This is a genomic window from uncultured Campylobacter sp. (genome assembly GCF_937980635.1).
GTDB lineage: Bacteria > Campylobacterota > Campylobacteria > Campylobacterales > Campylobacteraceae > Campylobacter_B.
The window spans coordinates 1-19,235 of sequence record NZ_CALJPG010000018.1 but is presented as its reverse complement, the minus strand read 5'-3'; the positions used below and the strand labels follow the sequence as shown (position 1 = coordinate 19,235).

Sequence of the window (19,235 nt, the reverse complement as noted above, 5' to 3'; positions counted from 1 at the left end):
GCCGCAGTGACGCAAAATTTAAACGAGCGCCCCGTTCGCGAACTAGCCCTTGCCTAGCTTGATACGTGCCCTAAAATCGGGCATGATCTGCGCGATGAGCGCGTAAAAATCCGCTCCGTGGTTTGCGTGGATGAGGTGCGCGAGCTCGTGCAGCACGACGTATTCGACGAAGCGCCGATCCTGCTCTATCAGGCTTAGCGAGAAGTTGAGATAGCCCTTGGCGTGGTTGCAGCTGCCCCAGCGCGTCTGCATTTTGCGCATCCGCACCCGCGCGATCTTGCGACCTATCCGCGGGGAAAATTTCGCGATATAGCGCAGATAAAGCTCAAGCGCAAAGGCCTTTTTAAACGCCGCAAACTCGCTCTCGCTCTCGCAAAAGATCACGTCTCGTGACATAAAAATTTTATCTTTAAATTTAGAGCTTTGGATAAAATTTTTGATCGTAAAATCGGGCTCGTCGCGCTCCGCTGCTTGCACGCTTTGTGCTACATTTTGCGGCACGTTTTCGCTCGCGGCTTTTGAAGTTCTTTCGCTCACGAACGGAATGTCTTCGCCCTTGACAGAGTTAAAATTTAAAATTTCTCCGCTTGCAGCGGGTTTAAAATTTGAAATTCTCTCACCCGCGACAGGTTTAAATTTTAAAATTTCGCCTCTTGCGGCAGGGTTAAATTTTAAAATTTCACCGCTTGAAGCGGAGTTAAATTTGCCCACATTGCTACTTTGCGAAACGCACCCGTCTGAATGAAATTTTAAATTTTCGCCGCAGGATTGCTCGAAAACATTTTGCGTTGCAGTATTTATAAACCCGCCGCCTTGTCGCATTTCGCTCTGTTGCGAGAGCCCTTGCGCTGCATCGCCAGGTAGGTTAAATTTCAAATTCTCACCCGCCGCACCACTTTGCGAAGTGCGTTCGCCCGAGCGAAATTTTAAAATTTCACTTCCCGTGCCACCGCCTGTGCCGTCGCTCGCATCGTCATCTACGCGGCTCCGCTCGCTGTCATTACATAAAACTTCATCTGCGCCGCAGTTTGTACCGAGCTCGACCTCGCGGCTAAATTTCAGCTTGTAAATTTTGCCTAAAATTCTAACCTGATCGCTCGCTAGTAGCTTGCTTCGCAGTCGCTCTAGCGTCTGGCGGATCCAGCTTTCGTGCTTTAGGATGAAATTTTCTGCCTGCGCTGCGGTGTAGGAGCGCGGCACGCTGACGCTGATCTCGCACTCTTTATTGATGCGGATGCGCGCGTATTTCATCCGCTTAAAGCGCAGACTGATCGGCAGGCCTAGCAAATTTAGACTAACTTTTTGCTCTGCCATTTTTTACTTATCCATCGCGCCGTATTAGCGCTGCCGCGCAGCCACTCGTCGCAGAAAAACCCGATCCAAACGCCCAAAATTCCATACCCCAGATGAATGCCCAAAAGCCAGCCCACGGGGATCGAGACGCCCCACATAAAGATCACGCCCATCACAAAGGGAAACCTCGCGTCGCCGCTTGCGCGCAGGGCGTTTACGAAGACGATATTAAGCGTCCGTCCGAACTCAAGCCCCAGTGTGAGGTAAAAAAGCGGCCGCATGACCTGCTTGTGTGCCTCGTTTAGGCTCAGTAGCTCCATAATCTGCTCGCGCGCTAAAAACACGATCGCGACGAAAAGCGCCGTCGCCCCGAGCCCGAAGCGCAGTGCGGTAAAAGTGTGTCGGTATGCCTCCTGCGGCTTAGCGGCGCCTACGAGGCGGCCTACGATCACTTCGTTTGCCATACTGATCGCGCTTCCGCCGAAGAAGATGAATGATGAAATTTGAAAATAGATCGTCTGCACGGTAAGGCTCGCCTCGCCCATGCTCGCGACGAAGGAAAAGGCGACTAGATACTGCACGATCCACAGCATGTTTTCGCCAGCGCTCGGAAGCCCTACGGATAGAATTTTGCGCAGCGTGGCGAGCTTGATCTTTAAAAACATCGTGAGGTAAAATTTTATCTTTAGCACCTTTGTGATGATGAGAAAGAATAAAAATACGCCGATCATGCGCCCTGCGATGGTGCTTATGCCGATGCCCTCAAGCCCGTAGTACGGCAGTCCGAACGGCCGAAAGAGCACGACGTAGTTGCCCGCGAGCGTTACTAAATTCATCACCACGGAGACTGCGATGATGAAATTTGCGTATCCGTAAACGCGCACGATGGCGCTAAGCACGATCGCGACGGCGTCTATCGCAAAGACGATGCTGATGACCTTAAGATAGATCGCGCTTTCGCTCAAAAGCTCGGCGGGCACCTGCAGCGCGTGTAGTAAAAACGGCGCGCAGCTAAAGACGAAAACGCCGCTGCAAAGCCCCACTAGCGCGTTGAATGCGATGCTCGTGTGGATCGCGCGCATGGCTAGGACTTTGTTTTTCGCCCCGAGCGCCTGCGCTACGAGCACCGAGCAGCCCACGGCGAGGAAGCCGAAAACGGTGACGAAGAGCAAAAATATCTCGTTGCCCGCCCCCAGCGCGCCCACGAGCGAGACGTCCACGCGCGAGATCATGTAGGTGTTGATAAACGTGGTTACTAGGCGCAAAAACATATCGACGTAGATTGCTAGCGAGAGCCTTAGTAGCGAGATTTCTTTCATATTTTGCCTTTATTTGGGGGAAATTGTAGCCGAAAATTCTTTTAGGTTTGCTTTTGCGCAGGGGGGGGCGAGCGGAGTTGTTTTCGCGCGCTGCGCGATATGCGTAAAATTAGAATTTACGGCGCCGTGCGCAAATATGCGGCGATTTATCGCGGAGGAGCGAGAGCATACGTAGCCGCATATCTCGCGCAGCGATCTGTAGTAAAGGGGTAAAAAGACGGCGCAGAATTCCACGCGATTTAAAATTTAAAAGTCGCGTGAAATTTTATTAAATTTATGCCGGTTGGAGTAAATTTCACTTTCCGCTAGATCGAATTTCGCTTCCTCATATGAACCGTGAAGTGCTCCGACGCGTCCTTAAAGCCGCACTTTTGTAGGAATTCTCCGGCGCCCTCAGCCTTGTGCAGAGGGGTAACGACAAAGGTGGTAGTGTGCGCAAAGCGTTTATTAAAGGCATTCACGAGCGCCGTGCCGATACCGCGCCTTTGATAATCCTTATGAACTATCACGCAGTAAAGATAGCTCGTAGCGAAGTTGTCGCGGTCGCAAAACGCCTCCAGCACCCCCACGGTCTTGCCCTGCGTTTTGGCGATCGCCACGTAATCATAGGTGCGCCACACTCTGTATGTCTCGTGCGGCGGCACGGAGGCTGCGTTTTGCTCCGTATCCCAGCCGATCGATACCATTATCTCATTCAGATCGCTAGGCTTAAAATCGGCGGAATTTTCTAAAATTTCAAACTCCATCTTCGCTCCTTAATTGAAATAGCTTTTCAAATCGCAAGTATATCGCCGTAGCTTTAAAACGGCATTAAATATCAATTAGCGGCTCTTGCGGCGAGGTTTAAATTTTAAAATTTAAAGGCGAGGCAAGGCGCGGTGCGTAAATTTAAACCCAAATTTAAAATTCTAACCATTTACCGCAATTTGATATAAACTCGGCAAAATTTTCCCAAGGATCCCCGATGCAAACGCTTGATTTTCACGTCCATCTGCTAAGCAAGGAGGTGCGCTTCGATCGCCCTTACGACAGGCTCGCGCTGCGCCTTTTCGGCAGGCGCTTCGGCATAGACGTATCGCGCGCGATCAAAGAGCCCTATGAAGCCTATGTGGACGCTCTTCTAGGCGGGCTTAGAGCTTCGAAATACGTTAAAAAGGCGGTGCTTTTCGGCGTGGATGCTAAATTTAGCGACGCGGGCGAGCTAATCCATCGCGATAAGACTGTCTGCGCGGACAACGACAGCGTGTTTGAAATTTATCAAAAAAACCCTGATCTCATCGTGCCGTTTTTTAGCATCAATCCAAAGCGAGCGGACGCGCTAGATGAGATCGATCGCTGCTTCGAGCTAGGATTTAAGGGGGCGAAATTTTTACAAAACTATTGGGATCTGGATACGAGGCTACCTCGCTACGTGCCGTATTTTGAAAAGCTCGCCAAGCTAGGCTTGCCACTGGTGATCCACGTCGGCAACGAAAGCTCGGTGCCGAGCACTCGCCGCTGCGAGGCGCTGGAGATGATTTATGCGCCGCTTGAGCTGGGCGTTACGACGGTGTGCGCACACATGGCGATTAACTACGAGTATTCGCATATTTTTCGTGCGCTCTCGCGCCGCCCGCGAAATTTCGGACACGATTATTTCGCGCTTCTGGCGCTTCTGCGCACGCACAAAAACCTCTACGCCGACGTTTCCGCGCTTATGACGCCGGTGCGCGCCAAGGCTCTGCCGCATCTGGCGAGCCAAACGGACGTGCACTCGCGTCTGCTTTACGCTTCGGACTTTCCGGTGCCGTATTCTGCGATATATAACACCTACGATCTGCGCCTGTCGCAGCGTATCGCGCTGCATAAAGAGCCCAACCCTTTCGATCGCAACGCGCGCGGACTGCTCGCGTATTTCGGCGAGGATAGCGAGCTGTGGAGCAATTACAAAAAAATTCTGCCCTTTGCGTAGACGGCGAAATTTAGGGCGTGCGGTTAGAATTCGGTGCATTTGCAGCTTTTCGCAGTTGGTTCCGAGCAAATGTAGCAAATGACATAGTGAGCGCGAGTAATGGAGTGGTCGGCGCTGTCTGTATAGCGAGAGAAAAGGCGAAACGTGCGTCGGGCAAAGCGCTCAGTAGAGAGCTGATAATGAAGCATGCGCCGCGGAATTTCGCAGGACGAATTCCGCAAACGGTAATTCGCAAAATTCTGCAAATTCCTCCGCCGCAAATTCGGCAGGTACCGGCTTGGTACGCCTGTCCGACGCTAAATTTTAAAATTTAAACCTAGCGGCGCGTATCGTAGCACCAAAGCGCTCTTTGGCGCAGTGTAAATTTTGAAATTTCAGCGGTAAATTTAGCTCGTAGGTGCACTAAATGAAACGACGAGATCATACACTGCGACGCGCTGCTGTTTAAATTTAGCTTGCAGGCGCGCTAATCCTAGCTGCGACATAATTTGTTTTAAATTTTATGATGACGGCTCGCTCTAAGTTTTAAACCGCTAGCACAACCTACAAAAATTTAGCGACATCCCGCCTGAAATCTGCATTGCACCACGCCGCCTATGCCGCATCGGCGCCGCGTCGCATGATTTACGCTAAAACGATATCACACTTATCCAAAAGTCGCTAAAGCACCGACGATGCGCTGTACCATTCGCGCCGAATTGCGGTGCGCCATTCTTGTCGCATCGCTCATGCTCTGAAATTTTAACGCGGAGGTATTTTAAATTTCATTGCATCGCACAAAAAGACCGTTGCGCGAGAAATTATAACGATGGCTCGCTTTAAATTTACGCTTGATGCCGCCTTTCGGCTCGTTTGTTTCAATCTCTCGCCGCTCCTGTTTTGTCGCAACTGCCGTTTAATTGCCCGCCCCGCTAAATTTTAAAATTTACCCGAATTTTAGGAGTTTACGAGGCTTAAAAGCGCCTTTGAAATTCTTGCGATCTCATCTTGCATATGCCCGCCAGGATTTTGCTCAAATTCCGCTTTTGCGCCCGCGCCGCGGCATTTTGCGATGAAATTTCGCGCCGTCTCGCCGCAGAGTGCTCCGCGCGGATTTTTCGGGTTCATCTCGGCCTCGCCCAAGGACGCGTAGACGTGCGCCAGCCCCCTTTGCAGCGAGTGTGCGGCGACGAAGGCGTCAAATCCGCCGAACCAAAACGACGCCGAGACGCAGGCGATCTTTTGAAATTTATCGCTCGCAAATGCCGCATACGCGCTAAAAAGCCCCGCCAGCGAGTATCCCGCGCAGGCTCGCCACGCAGGCTTTCTCGCGCCGAATACGTGTCGCTCGATACGCGGGATCAGCTCGTCCGTAAATTTTTCTAAGTGCGCCGCGCCGCCGCCTGCGAAATCGCGCACCCCCTTAAACGGCGATTTTGCCGCCCACGGGCTAAGCTTATCGCCCCACTGCGCCTCGTTTAGATAGATCGCTGCGAGCACGAAATCCGCGTCGCTTCGTCGCGAGACGAGCTCGTAAATTTCGCCCATGCTGGCCGCGCAAAAGTCCAAGGCGTGCAGGTAGATGATCGGCACGGCATCCAAGCGGGGCAAGGCGGTTTGTGCGGACGCGGTGAGCGCTGTATTCAGCATCGATGACGCGGGCGAAATCGAGTCGGTGGCCGCCATAAATTCTGGTCTAGTATCTAACACGAACGACGCAGCGGGTTGAATGGCTTGTGTCTTAGGCGCGGCAAGAGAGGAACGCGAAACGGGCGCGATGGGCATAACGAGTGGTGTATTCGGTACTGCAGACGCGGGAGGCTCAGATGAAGCAGCCTGCGCGGACAGACCGAACGAAACGGCAGGTGGATCATCCTGCGCGGGAGGCGTACCAAGCTCGAACGAGACAATCCGAGCGGATGCAGAGGTGTCGGGCAGGGTATCCGGCGTGGATCTGAGGGGTTGCGCGCGCATGGCTGACGCAAAAGACGGCGCGTGCGGGGCGAAAATTTCTACGCGCAAGCCGCTAAATTCCAAACTTTGCATCGCTAAACCTTTAGAAGTTATTAAAATTTAATAGAATTTTGTGTAAAATTATCGAATTTAACACTAGAGGAACTTAAAATTGGCTTTGATCGAGCTTATTGATGTTACGAAAAAATTCGGCTCTCACGTCGTTTTAGACGGCGTAAATTTCGCACTGGACGCTAACGAGCGCGTCGCCGTGATCGGCAAAAACGGCGGCGGCAAATCCACGCTGATGAAGATAATTGCGGGTCTGTGCGAGACCGACGAGGGGCGTGTGATCACTCAAAACGGGCTAAATATCCAGATGCTCGCTCAAACGCCTAAATTTGACGAAAATCTCTCAGTCAAAGACGCGCTGAGGCGGGAGCTAGCTGAAATTTACGCCGCCCTTAGCGAATACGACGCGATCTCGAGCGAAATCGCCGCACAGCCCGAAAACAAGGAGCTTTTAGCGCGCCAAGACGAATTGATTAAATTTATCGAGGCTAAGGACGGCTGGCAGATCGACAATAAGATCGAGCAGGTGCTGCAAAATTTCGGACTTAAAATTTACGAAAACCGCTCCGTCTGCACGCTTAGCGGCGGCGAAATTCGTCGCGTGGCGCTGGGCGCGCTGGTGCTTAAAAAGCCCGACGTGCTGCTACTGGACGAGCCTACGAACCACCTAGACGTCTATATGGTGAAATTTCTAGAGGAGATGCTGCTTGGCTCGAAGCAGACGATCGTTTTTATCAGCCACGATCGCTACTTCATCGACCGCTTGGCGACGCGCAGTATCGAGATCGAAGAGGGTAAAATTTCAAATTTCGACGGCGGATATGAGAACTATCTGAGGCGCAAGCAGGAGATGCTTGCTTCGCTCGAAAAGTCCCACGAGACGCTACTTAAACAGCTGCGCGCCGAGGAAGAGTGGCTGCACCGCGGCGTAAAAGCTCGCCTAAAGCGCAACGAAGGGCGCAAGGCGCGCATCATGCAGATGAGACAGGATGCGAAGAAAAACCCGGGCGCGATCCGTCGCGTGCGGCTCGAGCTGGAGCGCGCGAGCAGGAGCTTTAACGGCACGGGCGGCGACAATCGCAAAAAGATGCTTTTTGAATGCACGAATATCGGTAAAATTTTAAACGGCAAGGTGCTTTTTAAAGGCTTTTCGGCGCGGGTTTTGCAGGGCGAGCGCATCGGCATCGTAGGCGCTAACGGCGCGGGCAAAAGCACTCTGCTTAAAATTCTACTCGGCCGCAGCAAGATCGATGCGGGCGAGATCAAACGCGGCGAGATCAGGATCGGCTACTTCGATCAGACTCGCAGCGGCATCACGGACGATAAAAGCATAATCGAAATTTTTTGCCCCAACGGCGGCGATCACATAAGCGTCCGCGGCAGCTACATGCACGTCTATGGGTATTTGAAAAATTTCTTGTTTCCGAAGGAGTTTTTAGATAAGCCCGTGGGCGTGCTTAGCGGCGGCGAAAAGAACCGCCTGGCGCTTGCCAAGCTCTTTACCGAGCAGTACGATTGCTTGATTTTGGACGAGCCGACGAACGATCTTGATATCGCGACGATCAATATTTTGGAGGATTATCTGCTAAGCTTCGAAGGTGCCGTCATCATCGTAAGCCACGATCGCTATTTCATCGATAAGATTACAAATAAGCTTTGGGTTTTTGAAAAAAACGGCACGATCGATCAAATTCAAATGCCGTATTCGCAGTATCTGGAGTTTGAAGACGAGATGGCGGAGATTGATCAGATCGAGGCCGATGTTGGCGCGAGCGCGAGCGCGGAGGAGAGCGGCCGCGAAAACAAAAAGGAGAAAACGAGCACCGCGAAGCTTAGCTACAAACAGAATAAGATTTTAGAAGAGTACCCCGCTAAGATCGAGGCTATCGAGGCGCGTATAAAAGAGCTAAATCACGCGCTCTCGACGCCTGAAATTTATCAAAAGCTCGGGATGCAGGGGCTTTTTGAAGAACTTGAAGAAAAAAGAGGAACGTTAAACAGTATGGAAAATGAATATTACGAAGTGCTTTCGCTCGCCGAGAGCCTAAAGTAGGCGCGATGGTTTGGTTTTTGATCTTTTTATACGTGCTTTACACGATTTATAAAATTTCGCTCGATCTGCTCGAGCTAAGCTTCATCCGCGCCAAGCTAAAAGAGCCTGCGGTGGTGCTTAGCGAGGAGAATTATCGCAAGGCGGGCGAGGTCGGTGCGGTAAATTTAAAATTTAATATATTTTCGCACTGCTTTTCTTTTGCGGTGGCGCTTATTTGGATACTTGCGGGCGCTGGCGCGTTACAGCGCGCGATATATGATCTAGCTGGCGACGGGATTTTTGCGCAGAGCTGCTTTGTGACGGCGTTTTTAATCATCGGCGGCGCGATATCGCTTCCGCTTGAGATTTACAAAACCTTCGTCAAAGACAGACGCCTAGGCTTTTCCACGATAACGCCCGCCGTTTTCGTAAAAGACTCGCTAAAATCGCTCGTACTCACGCTAATTTTCGGCTTCGCGGTAGCCTCTGCGCTTGTTTTTTGCGTAAATAGCCTGGGCGCGCACTGGTGGGTCTGGGGCTTTTTGCTAAGCTTCGGCGTAGTTTTACTGATAAATTTAATTTATCCGACCGTTATCGCGCCGCTGTTTAATAAGATGCAGCCGCTAGAGCACGGCGAGCTAAAAGAGCGCATAGAGGGGCTTTTGCAGCGCTGCGGCTTTAAAAGTAGCGGCGTTTTTACGATCGACGCGAGCAAGCGCGACAAGCGCCTAAACGCCTATTTCGGCGGCTTCGGCGCGACGAAAAAGGTCGTGCTTTTTGACACGCTCATCGAAAAGCTTAGCGAGGATGAAATTCTAGCCGTTTTAGGGCACGAGCTCGGGCATTTCAAACATGGCGATGTTTTGAAAAATTTAGCGCTTAGCTTCGTGCTTTTGGGCGCGACGTCTGCGGTATTCGGAAACCTCCCCGCAGGCGTATTCGGCGCGCTGGGGCTTAACGCGGGCGGCGGCGCGACGCTGGTTTTTATGATTTTGTTTGCGCCGATTTTGCATGCGTTTTTTGAGCCTGTAATCTGCAAGCTTAGCCGCATGCACGAATTTAGCGCGGACCGGCATGGCGCCAGCATGCAGGATAAAAAGAGCATGATCGGCGCGCTAAAGAAGCTGGGCAGCGAAAACAAGGCGTTTCCGCTCGCTCATAAAATTTACGCCGCGGTGTATCATTCGCACCCGAGCTTGTATGAGCGCATAAGAGAGCTTGATGAGGATCACTGAGGCGCTAAGATGGGGCTTGGGGCAGTGCGGCTCAAAATACGTCGCGCGCGAAATTTTAAAACTTTGCGAGCGACTTAGTGACGAGCAGCTCGTGCTAAGATGCTCGGAGGAGCTCGTGCATGAAGCGGAATTTCGCGCCAAGATCGTTGAATTTAAAGACGGCCGCCCGCTTGAATACATCACGCAAAGCTGCGAGTTTATGGGCTTTAAATTTTACGTCGACGAGCGGGTGCTGATACCGCGCTGCGAGACCGAAATTTTAGTGAAAAAAGCTCTTACTTTGGCGCAGAGCTTGGGCGAGCCGCGCATTTGCGAGATCGGTACGGGCAGCGGCATAATCGCTATCTGCTTAAAAAAGCTACTTCCTTCTTGCCGCATCGCGGCTAGCGACATCAGCGCGGATGCACTTGAGGTGGCGCGCGCAAATGCTGCAAGCTTAGGCGCTGACGTCGAGTTCGTACACTGCGCCTACGCGGATGAGATCGCGGGCGAGTTTGATCTAATCGTCTCAAATCCGCCATACATCGCAAACTCCTACGCATTGGATGCGCGCGTGCTGCAAGAGCCGAAGGCGGCGCTGTTTGGCGGCGAAAGGGGGGATGAAATTTTAAAACGCATCGTGCTGATCGCCGCACGGCGCGCAAAATTTCTAGCCTGCGAGATGGGCTACGATCAAAAGCAGAGCCTATCGGCGTTTTTGCGCGAGCAGGGCTTTAGGGCGGAATTTTATAAAGATTTGGCGCAGTTTGATCGCGGATTCGTCGCGCGAAATTTAAACAGATCGTAGGCGCGCCGTGCAAAGCTCGCAACTACGCAGACTGCTTTATTACAAAGCGTTCGGTTACCGCTACGTAGGCGCCGAAATTTTAAGCGGCGGCGCGCGATTTTTCAAGGCGCTGGACTCGCTAAAATCTGCTACCGCCGAGTGCAATCTCTGCGAGCTTGCCAAAACGCGAGCTGGAAGCGGCGAGCAAAATTTTAAAAATTTCAAAACTATCAAAAATTTTAAAAATTCTAAAACCCCCGCGAACGTAAAACTTATGATCGTAGCTCTCGCACCGGGCGCTAACGAAGGTTTTGGCAGCGGCTTGGAGGCTGAGATTGAAGCAGCGCTAGATCAAATTTGCGCCCCGGAAGAAATTTATTTTAGCTTTTTGATAAGGTGCGCGGTGCCGCAAAATAGGCGCGTAAGCTCGGAAATGATCTTAAAATGCGCGCCGTATCTGACCGATGAGATCAAAATTTTAAAACCCAAAGTCGTGCTCTGTCTGGGGGAGCTCTGCTGTAAAATCGTGCTGCGAAACGGCGATCTAGCCGGCATGGACGCGCTGCACGGCTCGGTCTTTAACGAGGGCGGCATTAGCTTCGTGCCGAGCTTCGATCCCGCATTCATCGCGCAAAATCCGAGCAAGGCGGAGCTTTTCAAAGAGGATCTGCAAAAGATAAAAGAGCTGCTGTGAGGCGCATTTTGGCGCTTTCTTTGCGTGCTATTTTGATTTTGTGCGCAGCTTTTTGCGCGGACGCCGCGATTTTCATTGCGACGAGCGAGCAGACGGGGCGAATTTAGCCTGCTTAAATTTTACGGACTAGCGGGATTTTAGCGGAGTAAAACACAGACTCGATCTGCGCGGGTTTAAATTTAAGAGCGATAAAATTTCATAAAGCGGCGGAGCGGAGCAAGGTAAAATTTAACGCCATTGCAAAATTCCGATATTTTAAATTTTGCTTTCTATCTCGGGTGTGTGAGGGGCTTACGTCGCGGCGTAGCGTTAAAATTTAAACCTCAATGCCGAGCGAAATTCTATGTCGTAAAATTTTATCTCGCCTGCAAATTTTATTTCGCCTAAGAGCTCTGTATATTCTTAAATTTTACGACAAAAAGCCGGTCTGCGCTATGTTTGCACCGCACGACTAGGCAAATTTGAATCCGCGAAATAAATTTATCTCAAAGATTTGAAAAATTCTAAAATTTCGGCGCTAAATTTGATCGGCCTGCCGTCTTTTACGAAGGCGATCTTTACGTCTTGCGCGTATAAAAGCTCGCTAAAATCCGCATTTTTAATATCTTTGATCTTGTAAATTTCTTGCCGCAAAAGGGCGCTGGCATTTTTGAGCGCGGCTAGACTCGTACGAATTTCAAGCGTATCGCCGAGGTGCGCGGGGCGGAGAAATTTAGCGCAAAGCTCGCTAACTACGAAGTATGCGTCTGCGCGCGCGAAGTCCACTCCTGCCTGCATAAGCGCCTCGCTGCGCGCTCGCTCGCAAAATTTTATGTAGTTGGCGTGATACACGATGCCCTGCGCGTCGGTATCTTCGTAGTAAATTTTAATCTGCATCGGCTGTGCTTTGCTCCGGTGCTGCCTTTTTTGTGGCGAGGGCGGGGAGGATTTTTGCGAAAAACAGAACCGTTTGAAACACGATGATGAGTTTCATGCACCATTCGCTAGCCGCGTGGATTTGGGCAAATTCCGGCGTCATCGTCGCTTCTGCACCGATCTTCTGGGCATTTATGACGTAGTCGGTAAAGTAAAGCACGAAAAGTAGGGCAAGTATGATATTTACGAGCGTCAGCATCAAGGTCGAAAGGCGCAAGCGAAAGGATTGCGATTTGTTGTTGTTGAAATTTATCATCTCAAAAACTAGGCAGATGACCGAGACTGCGATGAGGATGCCGCCGTATTTTACGAAGATCTCGCTCATTAGCTTGCCGCTTTGAAAGTGCGATAGCACGCCCTCTCCGATAATCTGCTGCGGGAAAAATACCACCGGCGCTACGAGTGCGCCGAGCGAGAGCTCGATGCCGATAAGGGCTGCGATGATGAAGATATAGATAGAAAAAATTGCGCGCATAAAGGTCCTTTTAAATTTTGATAAATTTTAAATCGGACGTGATTATAGCGAAATCTTATAATCGTGCGCTTAAGTTTTTTGCAAGCGGGTTTTATGCGCGAATGGATGCGGTCGGCGGTCGCGAATTGCGGCATATCGCGGTATTATGAAATTTTAGTTTGGATGCGGTCGTTTGCGAAATTTATAAAATTTTTACGGAGGCTGGAGATGAAATTTGTGCCAGGCGCGTTAAGCATAAAATTTCATTATAAAATTTTCCAAAATCGTTTTTTAAAATTTCTCTTGCTTATTCAGCCCCCTTTAAGCATCGCTCTTGTATAATTACAATTCTGTTTCGCACCGAGCCGAACCTGCTTTCTTAACTCTTAAGTCCTAGTAGTTTTAGCCTTTTAGCGAACGCGTTTTTTAAAATTTTAACTGTTAAAAACAAATATCTTTAGTCAATCTTTGAAATCTAAACAAGTGATCGATTGAGCCTATGGATTAGATCCATTAAAGGATTTAAGTTCATAAAAACAATGTTACAAACATAAAGTTTTTAGATTAAAAACTTCATAATCGTATCTACCTGTATAAGTATAAAGAGTTTAAATCATAGATTAAATTTAAGACGCAGAATAAAACCTGAGCCAAGCTCTGGTTTTTTAATGCTATCCTTAGAAATTTATGATTTGTGAAAAACTTGTTTTTTGCAAATCTTTGTAGCTTTAGGTGGGTGCAGGGAGCGAAAGCTCCCGCTCGCAGTAACGGCTTTGCCGTTGCGAGAAGTATAAATATGGAGAGTTTGATCCTGGCTCAGAGTGAACGCTGGCGGCGTGCCTAATACATGCAAGTCGAACGGAATTTAAGAGAGCTTGCTCTTTTAAATTTAGTGGCGCACGGGTGAGTAATATATAGCTAATCTGCCCCTTGCTGGAGGACAACAGTTAGAAATGACTGCTAATACTCCATACTCCTTTTTACCATAAGATAAATCGGGAAAGAATTTCGGCAAGGGATGAGACTATATCGTATCAGCTAGTCGGTGGGGTAACGGCCTACCGAGGCTATGACGCGTAACTGGTCTGAGAGGATGATCAGTCACATTGGAACTGAGACACGGTCCAAACTCCTACGGGAGGCAGCAGTAGGGAATATTGCGCAATGGGGGAAACCCTGACGCAGCAACGCCGCGTGGAGGATGACACTTTTCGGAGCGTAAACTCCTTTTGTTAGGGAAGAATAATGACGGTACCTAACGAATAAGCACCGGCTAACTCCGTGCCAGCAGCCGCGGTAATACGGAGGGTGCAAGCGTTACTCGGAATCACTGGGCGTAAAGGACGCGTAGGCGGATTATCAAGTCTCTTGTGAAATCTAACGGCTTAACCGTTAAACTGCTTGGGAAACTGATAATCTAGAGTAAGGGAGAGGCAGATGGAATTCTTGGTGTAGGGGTAAAATCCGTAGATATCAAGAAGAATACCTATTGCGAAGGCGATCTGCTGGAACTTAACTGACGCTAATGCGTGAAAGCGTGGGGAGCAAACAGGATTAGATACCCTGGTAGTCCACGCCCTAAACGATGTATACCGGTTGTTGCTGTGCTAGTCACGGCAGTAATCCACCTAACGGATTAAGTATACCGCCTGGGGAGTACGGTCGCAAGATTAAAACTCAAAGGAATAGACGGGGACCCGCACAAGCGGTGGAGCATGTGGTTTAATTCGAAGATACGCGAAGAACCTTACCCGGACTTGATATCTAACAAATCATCCAGAGATGGAAGAGTGTCTGCTTGCAGAAATGTTAAGACAGGTGCTGCACGGCTGTCGTCAGCTCGTGTCGTGAGATGTTGGGTTAAGTCCCGCAACGAGCGCAACCCCCGTCATTAGTTGCTAACGGTTCGGCCGAGCACTCTAATGAGACTGCCTTCGTAAGGAGGAGGAAGGTGTGGACGACGTCAAGTCATCATGGCCCTTATGTCCGGGGCGACACACGTGCTACAATGGCATATACAATAAGACGCAATATCGTAAGATGGAGCAAATCTAAAAAATATGTCCCAGTTCGGATTGGAGTCTGCAACTCGACTCCATGAAGCCGGAATCGCTAGTAATCGTAGATCAGCCATGCTACGGTGAATACGTTCCCGGGTCTTGTACTCACCGCCCGTCACACCATGGGAGTTGATTTCACTCGAAGCGGGAATGCGAAATTCGCTACCCTCCACAGTGGAATCAGCGACTGGGGTGAAGTCGTAACAAGGTAACCGTAGGAGAACCTGCGGTTGGATCACCTCCTTTCTAGAGTACAAATAGATATCCTCTCACAAGGTATCTATCATAAAGCCTTAGCGCTAACATATGTTTAGCTCTAAGCATGCTCAATCGAGCTTGTTTAGGTTTGAGAGATTGACGAACAAGATTAAAATTTTAGTCTTGTATTTATAAGCTATTTTCCTTAATATATTGAAGTAAGAATTAACTGCTTAATACAATCTATTTTATATTTTTAAAATAGATTTGTTTAGATTTTTTCTTAGACGAGGAAGTTTTAAGAAAATCAAGGAGCGTATTAGATATATGCGACGCCGATTTTTGTAAAACTGACGAGGTATAAGGAAAAAGATAAACGAAGATGGGGAATTAGCTCAGCTGGGAGAGCGCCTGCTTTGCACGCAGGAGGTCAGCGGTTCGATCCCGCTATTCTCCACCATAAGATATTTGCGCCATATTTAATTTGATGTTAGATCTAAATAGAGAATTTTAACTCGGTTTTACCCAATCAGATCGGTTTGTTAAATTTAACAAATTTGATCAAGCTACCATAACTTAAAATTTTCTATTTAGGTTTAGCCTAAACGTTCTTTAAAGTACCATTGTTAAAGTCACAATCAAGTTTTAATAAAACAATTTTACAGGACTTGTTAAAGCTTTGATTATTCGAAGTGATGCCAAGCCTTTAGCTTTTTATGTTATCCAAAGCTAAAAGCTAAGATCAATACACGCTTATAGAGCTTAACTTACTTTATAAGTTTGATCTCTTTCCGTCTTAATTCGAATTAATCAAATACTATAGAATAAATTTAACGCTTCGGTTTTAAAGATGGAGCATATTTAAAAGCTCTTATCCGTAGACCAAATACTTAGTTAGATCGATTTTATCTTTAGCAAGGAAGTAATGCGAATTAGAATATATAAATAAATCTAATAACTTCTTTACCGATTATGATCCGAAACAAAGCTTTAGAATTTGCTTTAATGGAAATTTTACGGCAACGCCGAAAGCGTTGCTGTGCTTTAGGTGAGGTGGGGAAGCGCTTGCGCTCCCCGTCGGAGCAAGAGCTTTGCTCTTGCGAGAAGTACTAAAAAAGGTAAGCTACTAAGAGCGAACGGTGGATGCCTTGGCTAGTAGAGGCGATGAAAGACGTGCCAGACTGCGATAAGTCTCGGGGAGCCGTCAAGGGGCTTTGATCCGGGAATTTCTGAATGGGGCAACCCAATACATAGCGATATGTGTTACCATTAATGGAGCCAACGCGGGGAACTGAAACATCTAAGTACCCGCAGGAAGAGAAATCAATAGAGATTACGCTAGTAGCGGCGAGCGAACGCGTAATAGGGCAAACCACTAGTTTACTAGTGGGGTTGTAGGACCGCAACATAGACTAGGATCTGATAATAGAACAATCTGGAAAGGTTAGGCATAGAGGGTGATACTCCCGTATATGAAATCACATCCTTACTTAGCGGTATCCTGAGTAGGACGGGACACGTGAAATCCTGTCTGAAGCCGGGTCGACCACGATCCAACCCTAAATACTACTACTAGACCGATAGCGTACAAGTACCGTGAGGGAAAGGTGAAAAGAACGGCGGTGAGCCGAGTGAAATAGAACCTGAAACCGTTTGCTTACAATCATTCAGAGCACTATGTGGGTCTGTTTGAATATTAAAGACGGCTTGTCTTTTGGCGATAAATTAATGAGTTCGATTTTTTCTCAATCGATAGGCTAAAAGCCTTATCTCAATCGAAAAAATCTTCACAACATTGATTTCTCATCCAAAATACCGCGCCTTTAGGCGGGTATATCTTGTTTTTACAATTTTTTTATAAATCATCGGATTAAAATTGAATTTTAAGAGATATAAAACTTCTAAAATCAAAATTTCAAACCATAGATCAAATTTAAATAGATCAAATTTAAAATTTAAATCAAACAAGATAAGACAATCCAAGATTAGTATTGAAACAGATCCACAGTGTGATGGACTGCCTTTTGCATAATGAGCCTGCGAGTTGTGGTGTCTGGCGAGGTTAAGGAAACCCGGAGCCGTAGCGAAAGCGAGTCTTAATAGGGCGATTAGTCAGATGCTGCAGACCCGAAACGATGTGATCTATCCATGAGCAGGTTGAAGCCGGTGTAAGAGCCGGTGGAGGACCCAACCGACGGCCGTTGAAAAGGCTCCGGATGACTTGTGGATAGGGGTGAAAGGCCAATCAAACATCGTGATAGCTGGTTCTCTCCGAAATATATTGAGGTATAGCGTCGTGTAGTAGTTATAAGGGGTAGAGCACTGAATGGGCTAGGGCATACACCAATGTACCAAACCCTATCAAACTCCGAATACTTATAGCGTAACCACGGCAGTCAGGCGGCGAGTGATAAAATCCGTCGTCAAGAGGGAAACAACCCGGACTAACAGCTAAGGTCCCCAAATCTCATTTAAGTGGAAAACGATGTGAAGTTACTGAAACAACCAGGAGGTTGGCTTAGAAGCAGCCATCCTTTAAAGATAGCGTAATAGCTCACTGGTCTAGTGATTTTGCGCGGAAAATATAACGGGGCTAAAATGAGTACCGAAGCTTTAGACTTGCACTTAATCATTTATACTAGCTCGTCTTTTGGCGATAAATTAATGAGTTCGATTTTTTTCTCAATCGATAGGCTAAAAGCCTTATCTCAATTGAAAAAATCTTTACAACATTAATTTCTCATCCAAAATACTTCGCTTTCTATATTCAAATTTTAAAGAATTCGAACTTTGTTAATTTTAAAATTTTTTAGAATTTTAAAATCCCAACTTAGATATTTAAAATTTAACAACCAAGAAGCGAAGAAAGACAAACAAAACTTTAAGACATCGGATAAATTCTTAAATATCTTAAGTTTTAAATTTGAACAAAGCCGCAAGAAAAGTATAAATCATTAAGTGCAAGTGGTAGGAGAGCGTTCCAATCAGCGTCGAAGCCGTACCGGTAAGGAGCGGTGGAGCGGTTGGAAGTGAGCATGCAGGCATGAGTAGCGATAAAATACGTGAGAATCGTATTCGCCGTAAACCCAAGGTTTCCTACGCGATGCTCGTCATCGTAGGGTTAGTCGGGTCCTAAGCAAAGTCCGAAAGGGGTATGCGATGGAAAATCGGTTAATATTCCGATACCGATATCAGTGTGCGACGGAAGGACGCTTAAAGTTAGTGGAGCTAGCGGATGGAAGTGCTAGTCTAAGGAAGTAGGTTGAGTTATAGGCAAATCCGTAACTCTTTATCCGAGATCTGAAAGGCTTCTGACGCTCTTCGGAGTAGATGAAGAATCCATGATACTATCGAGCCGAGAAAAGTTTCTAAGTTTAGCTGATATCGCCCGTACCGTAAACCGACACAGGTGGGTGGGATGAGTATTCTAAGGCGCGTGGAAGAACTCTCTTTAAGGAACTCTGCAAAATAGCACCGTATCTTCGGTATAAGGTGTGCCTAGCTTCGTTAAGAATTTACTTCGTAAGCGAAGAAGGTTACAACAAAGAGTCCCTCCCGACTGTTTACCATAAACACAGCACTCTGCTAACTCGTAAGAGGATGTATAGGGTGTGACGCCTGCCCGGTGCTCGAAGGTTAATTGATGATGTCAGCTTTTGCGAAGCATCTGATCGAAGCCCGAGTAAACGGCGGCCGTAACTATAACGGTCCTAAGGTAGCGAAATTCCTTGTCGGTTAAATACCGACCTGCATGAATGGCGTAACGAGATGGGAGCTGTCTCAAAGAGGGATCCAGTGAAATTGTAGTGGAGGTGAAAATTCCTCCTACCCGCGGCAAGACGGAAAGACCCCGTGGACCTTTACTATAGCTTGACACTGCTACTTGGATAAAGATGCGCAGGATAGGTGGGAGGCTTTGATTCGTAGATCTCGGTTTACGATGAGCCATTGTTGAGATACCACTCTTCTTTATTCGGGTAGCTAACTAGCCTAAGTTATCCTTAGGTAGGACAATGTCTGGTGGGTAGTTTGACTGGGGCGGTCGCCTCCCAAAATGTAACGGAGGCTTACAAAGGTTGGCTCAAAGCGGTTGGAAATCGCTTGCAGAGTATAAAGGCAAAAGCCAGCTTAACTGCGAGACATACACGTCGAGCAGAGACGAAAGTCGGTCTTAGTGATCCGGTGGTTCTGTGTGGAAGGGCCATCGCTCAAAGGATAAAAGGTACCCCGGGGATAACAGGCTGATCTCCCCCAAGAGCTCACATCGACGGGGAGGTTTGGCACCTCGATGTCGGCTCATCGCATCCTGGGGCT

12 protein-coding genes, 1 tRNA gene and 2 rRNA genes are annotated in these 19,235 nt (G+C 48.3%); 9 read left to right on the top strand and 6 right to left on the bottom strand.

Annotated elements, in window-relative coordinates; genetic code table 11:
- Positions 1–42: 42 nt before the first annotated feature.
- The 3 genes from Q0460_RS03685 to Q0460_RS03675 form a co-directional block, all read right to left on the bottom strand.
- Positions 43–1,314: a M48 family metallopeptidase gene (locus Q0460_RS03685; protein WP_299085022.1), complete on the bottom strand. Its 1,272-nt coding sequence runs from the start codon at positions 1,312–1,314 to the stop codon at positions 43–45.
- Entirely contained in the window at positions 1,290–2,612 is a 1,323-nt protein-coding gene (locus Q0460_RS03680) for an MATE family efflux transporter (RefSeq protein ID WP_299085019.1), read from the bottom strand. The genes Q0460_RS03685 and Q0460_RS03680 overlap by 25 nt, the downstream gene beginning before the upstream one ends.
- Before the next feature lie 305 nt (positions 2,613–2,917).
- Positions 2,918–3,358 carry a GNAT family N-acetyltransferase gene (locus tag Q0460_RS03675; RefSeq protein ID WP_005870135.1) on the bottom strand — a complete coding sequence of 147 codons (441 nt, stop codon included), beginning with the start codon at positions 3,356–3,358 and terminating at the stop codon, positions 2,918–2,920.
- A gap of 218 nt (positions 3,359–3,576) precedes the next feature.
- Here Q0460_RS03675 and Q0460_RS03670 point away from each other — a divergent pair, with 218 nt between their 5' ends.
- A complete protein-coding gene (locus Q0460_RS03670) occupies positions 3,577–4,563 on the top strand; it encodes an amidohydrolase family protein (RefSeq protein ID WP_297949821.1) in 987 nt (328 codons plus the stop codon).
- A gap of 936 nt (positions 4,564–5,499) precedes the next feature.
- Here the strand turns inward: Q0460_RS03670 and Q0460_RS03665 are convergent.
- Positions 5,500–6,228: an alpha/beta hydrolase-fold protein gene (locus Q0460_RS03665; RefSeq protein ID WP_299085014.1), complete on the bottom strand. Its 729-nt coding sequence runs from the start codon at positions 6,226–6,228 to the stop codon at positions 5,500–5,502.
- A gap of 43 nt (positions 6,229–6,271) precedes the next feature.
- On the opposite strand from Q0460_RS03665, the gene Q0460_RS03660 reads away from it, so the two are divergent.
- From Q0460_RS03660 to Q0460_RS03640, 5 genes are read left to right on the top strand one after another with little or no spacing between them, the layout of a single operon-like run.
- Positions 6,272–6,619: a hypothetical protein gene (locus Q0460_RS03660; protein WP_299085011.1), complete on the top strand. Its 348-nt coding sequence runs from the start codon at positions 6,272–6,274 to the stop codon at positions 6,617–6,619.
- Between the two features lie 48 nt (positions 6,620–6,667).
- Positions 6,668–8,620 (top strand): ribosomal protection-like ABC-F family protein, encoded by a 1,953-nt coding sequence (gene abc-f / locus Q0460_RS03655; RefSeq protein WP_299085008.1) that lies wholly within the window; start codon positions 6,668–6,670, stop codon positions 8,618–8,620.
- A gap of 5 nt (positions 8,621–8,625) precedes the next feature.
- Positions 8,626–9,834 carry a M48 family metallopeptidase gene (locus tag Q0460_RS03650; RefSeq protein WP_299085004.1) on the top strand — a complete coding sequence of 403 codons (1,209 nt, stop codon included), beginning with the start codon at positions 8,626–8,628 and terminating at the stop codon, positions 9,832–9,834.
- Positions 9,821–10,621 carry a peptide chain release factor N(5)-glutamine methyltransferase gene (gene prmC, locus Q0460_RS03645; protein WP_299085001.1) on the top strand — a complete coding sequence of 267 codons (801 nt, stop codon included), beginning with the start codon at positions 9,821–9,823 and terminating at the stop codon, positions 10,619–10,621. Before Q0460_RS03650 ends, prmC begins: the two co-directional genes overlap by 14 nt.
- A 7-nt stretch (positions 10,622–10,628) precedes the next feature.
- The gene (locus Q0460_RS03640) at positions 10,629–11,294 is read left to right on the top strand and encodes a uracil-DNA glycosylase (protein WP_299084998.1); all 666 of its coding nucleotides are present in this window, start codon (positions 10,629–10,631) and stop codon (positions 11,292–11,294) included.
- Positions 11,295–11,774: 480 nt separating this feature from the next.
- Here the strand turns inward: Q0460_RS03640 and Q0460_RS03635 are convergent, their stop codons facing one another.
- Both Q0460_RS03635 and Q0460_RS03630 read right to left on the bottom strand, forming a co-directional pair.
- On the bottom strand, positions 11,775–12,170 hold the full coding sequence (locus Q0460_RS03635; protein WP_299084995.1) for a YbgC/FadM family acyl-CoA thioesterase: 396 nt from the start codon (positions 12,168–12,170) through the stop codon (positions 11,775–11,777).
- The gene (locus tag Q0460_RS03630) at positions 12,160–12,684 is read right to left on the bottom strand and encodes a DUF4149 domain-containing protein (protein WP_298953122.1); all 525 of its coding nucleotides are present in this window, start codon (positions 12,682–12,684) and stop codon (positions 12,160–12,162) included. The genes Q0460_RS03635 and Q0460_RS03630 overlap by 11 nt, the downstream gene beginning before the upstream one ends.
- Before the next feature lie 772 nt (positions 12,685–13,456).
- On the opposite strand from Q0460_RS03630, the gene Q0460_RS03625 reads away from it, so the two are divergent.
- From Q0460_RS03625 to Q0460_RS03615, 3 genes are all read left to right on the top strand, one after another.
- A 16S ribosomal RNA gene (locus Q0460_RS03625) occupies positions 13,457–14,969 on the top strand.
- A 336-nt stretch (positions 14,970–15,305) separates the two neighbouring features.
- Positions 15,306–15,381 (top strand) — tRNA-Ala (locus Q0460_RS03620).
- A gap of 656 nt (positions 15,382–16,037) precedes the next feature.
- A 23S ribosomal RNA gene (locus tag Q0460_RS03615) occupies positions 16,038–19,235 on the top strand; the annotation flags it as partial.

Coding starts and splice junctions, on each gene's coding strand:
- Q0460_RS03685 (WP_299085022.1), bottom strand. CDS start 1,314: ATGGCAGAGCAAAAAGTTAGTCTAAATTTGCTAGGCCTGCCGATCAGT.
- Q0460_RS03680 (WP_299085019.1), bottom strand. CDS start 2,612: ATGAAAGAAATCTCGCTACTAAGGCTCTCGCTAGCAATCTACGTCGAT.
- Q0460_RS03675 (WP_005870135.1), bottom strand. CDS start 3,358: ATGGAGTTTGAAATTTTAGAAAATTCCGCCGATTTTAAGCCTAGCGAT.
- Q0460_RS03670 (WP_297949821.1), top strand. CDS start 3,577: ATGCAAACGCTTGATTTTCACGTCCATCTGCTAAGCAAGGAGGTGCGC.
- Q0460_RS03665 (WP_299085014.1), bottom strand. CDS start 6,228: ATGGCGGCCACCGACTCGATTTCGCCCGCGTCATCGATGCTGAATACA.
- Q0460_RS03660 (WP_299085011.1), top strand. CDS start 6,272: ATGGCTTGTGTCTTAGGCGCGGCAAGAGAGGAACGCGAAACGGGCGCG.
- Q0460_RS03650 (WP_299085004.1), top strand. CDS start 8,626: ATGGTTTGGTTTTTGATCTTTTTATACGTGCTTTACACGATTTATAAA.
- prmC (WP_299085001.1), top strand. CDS start 9,821: ATGAGGATCACTGAGGCGCTAAGATGGGGCTTGGGGCAGTGCGGCTCA.
- Q0460_RS03635 (WP_299084995.1), bottom strand. CDS start 12,170: ATGCAGATTAAAATTTACTACGAAGATACCGACGCGCAGGGCATCGTG.
- Q0460_RS03630 (WP_298953122.1), bottom strand. CDS start 12,684: ATGCGCGCAATTTTTTCTATCTATATCTTCATCATCGCAGCCCTTATC.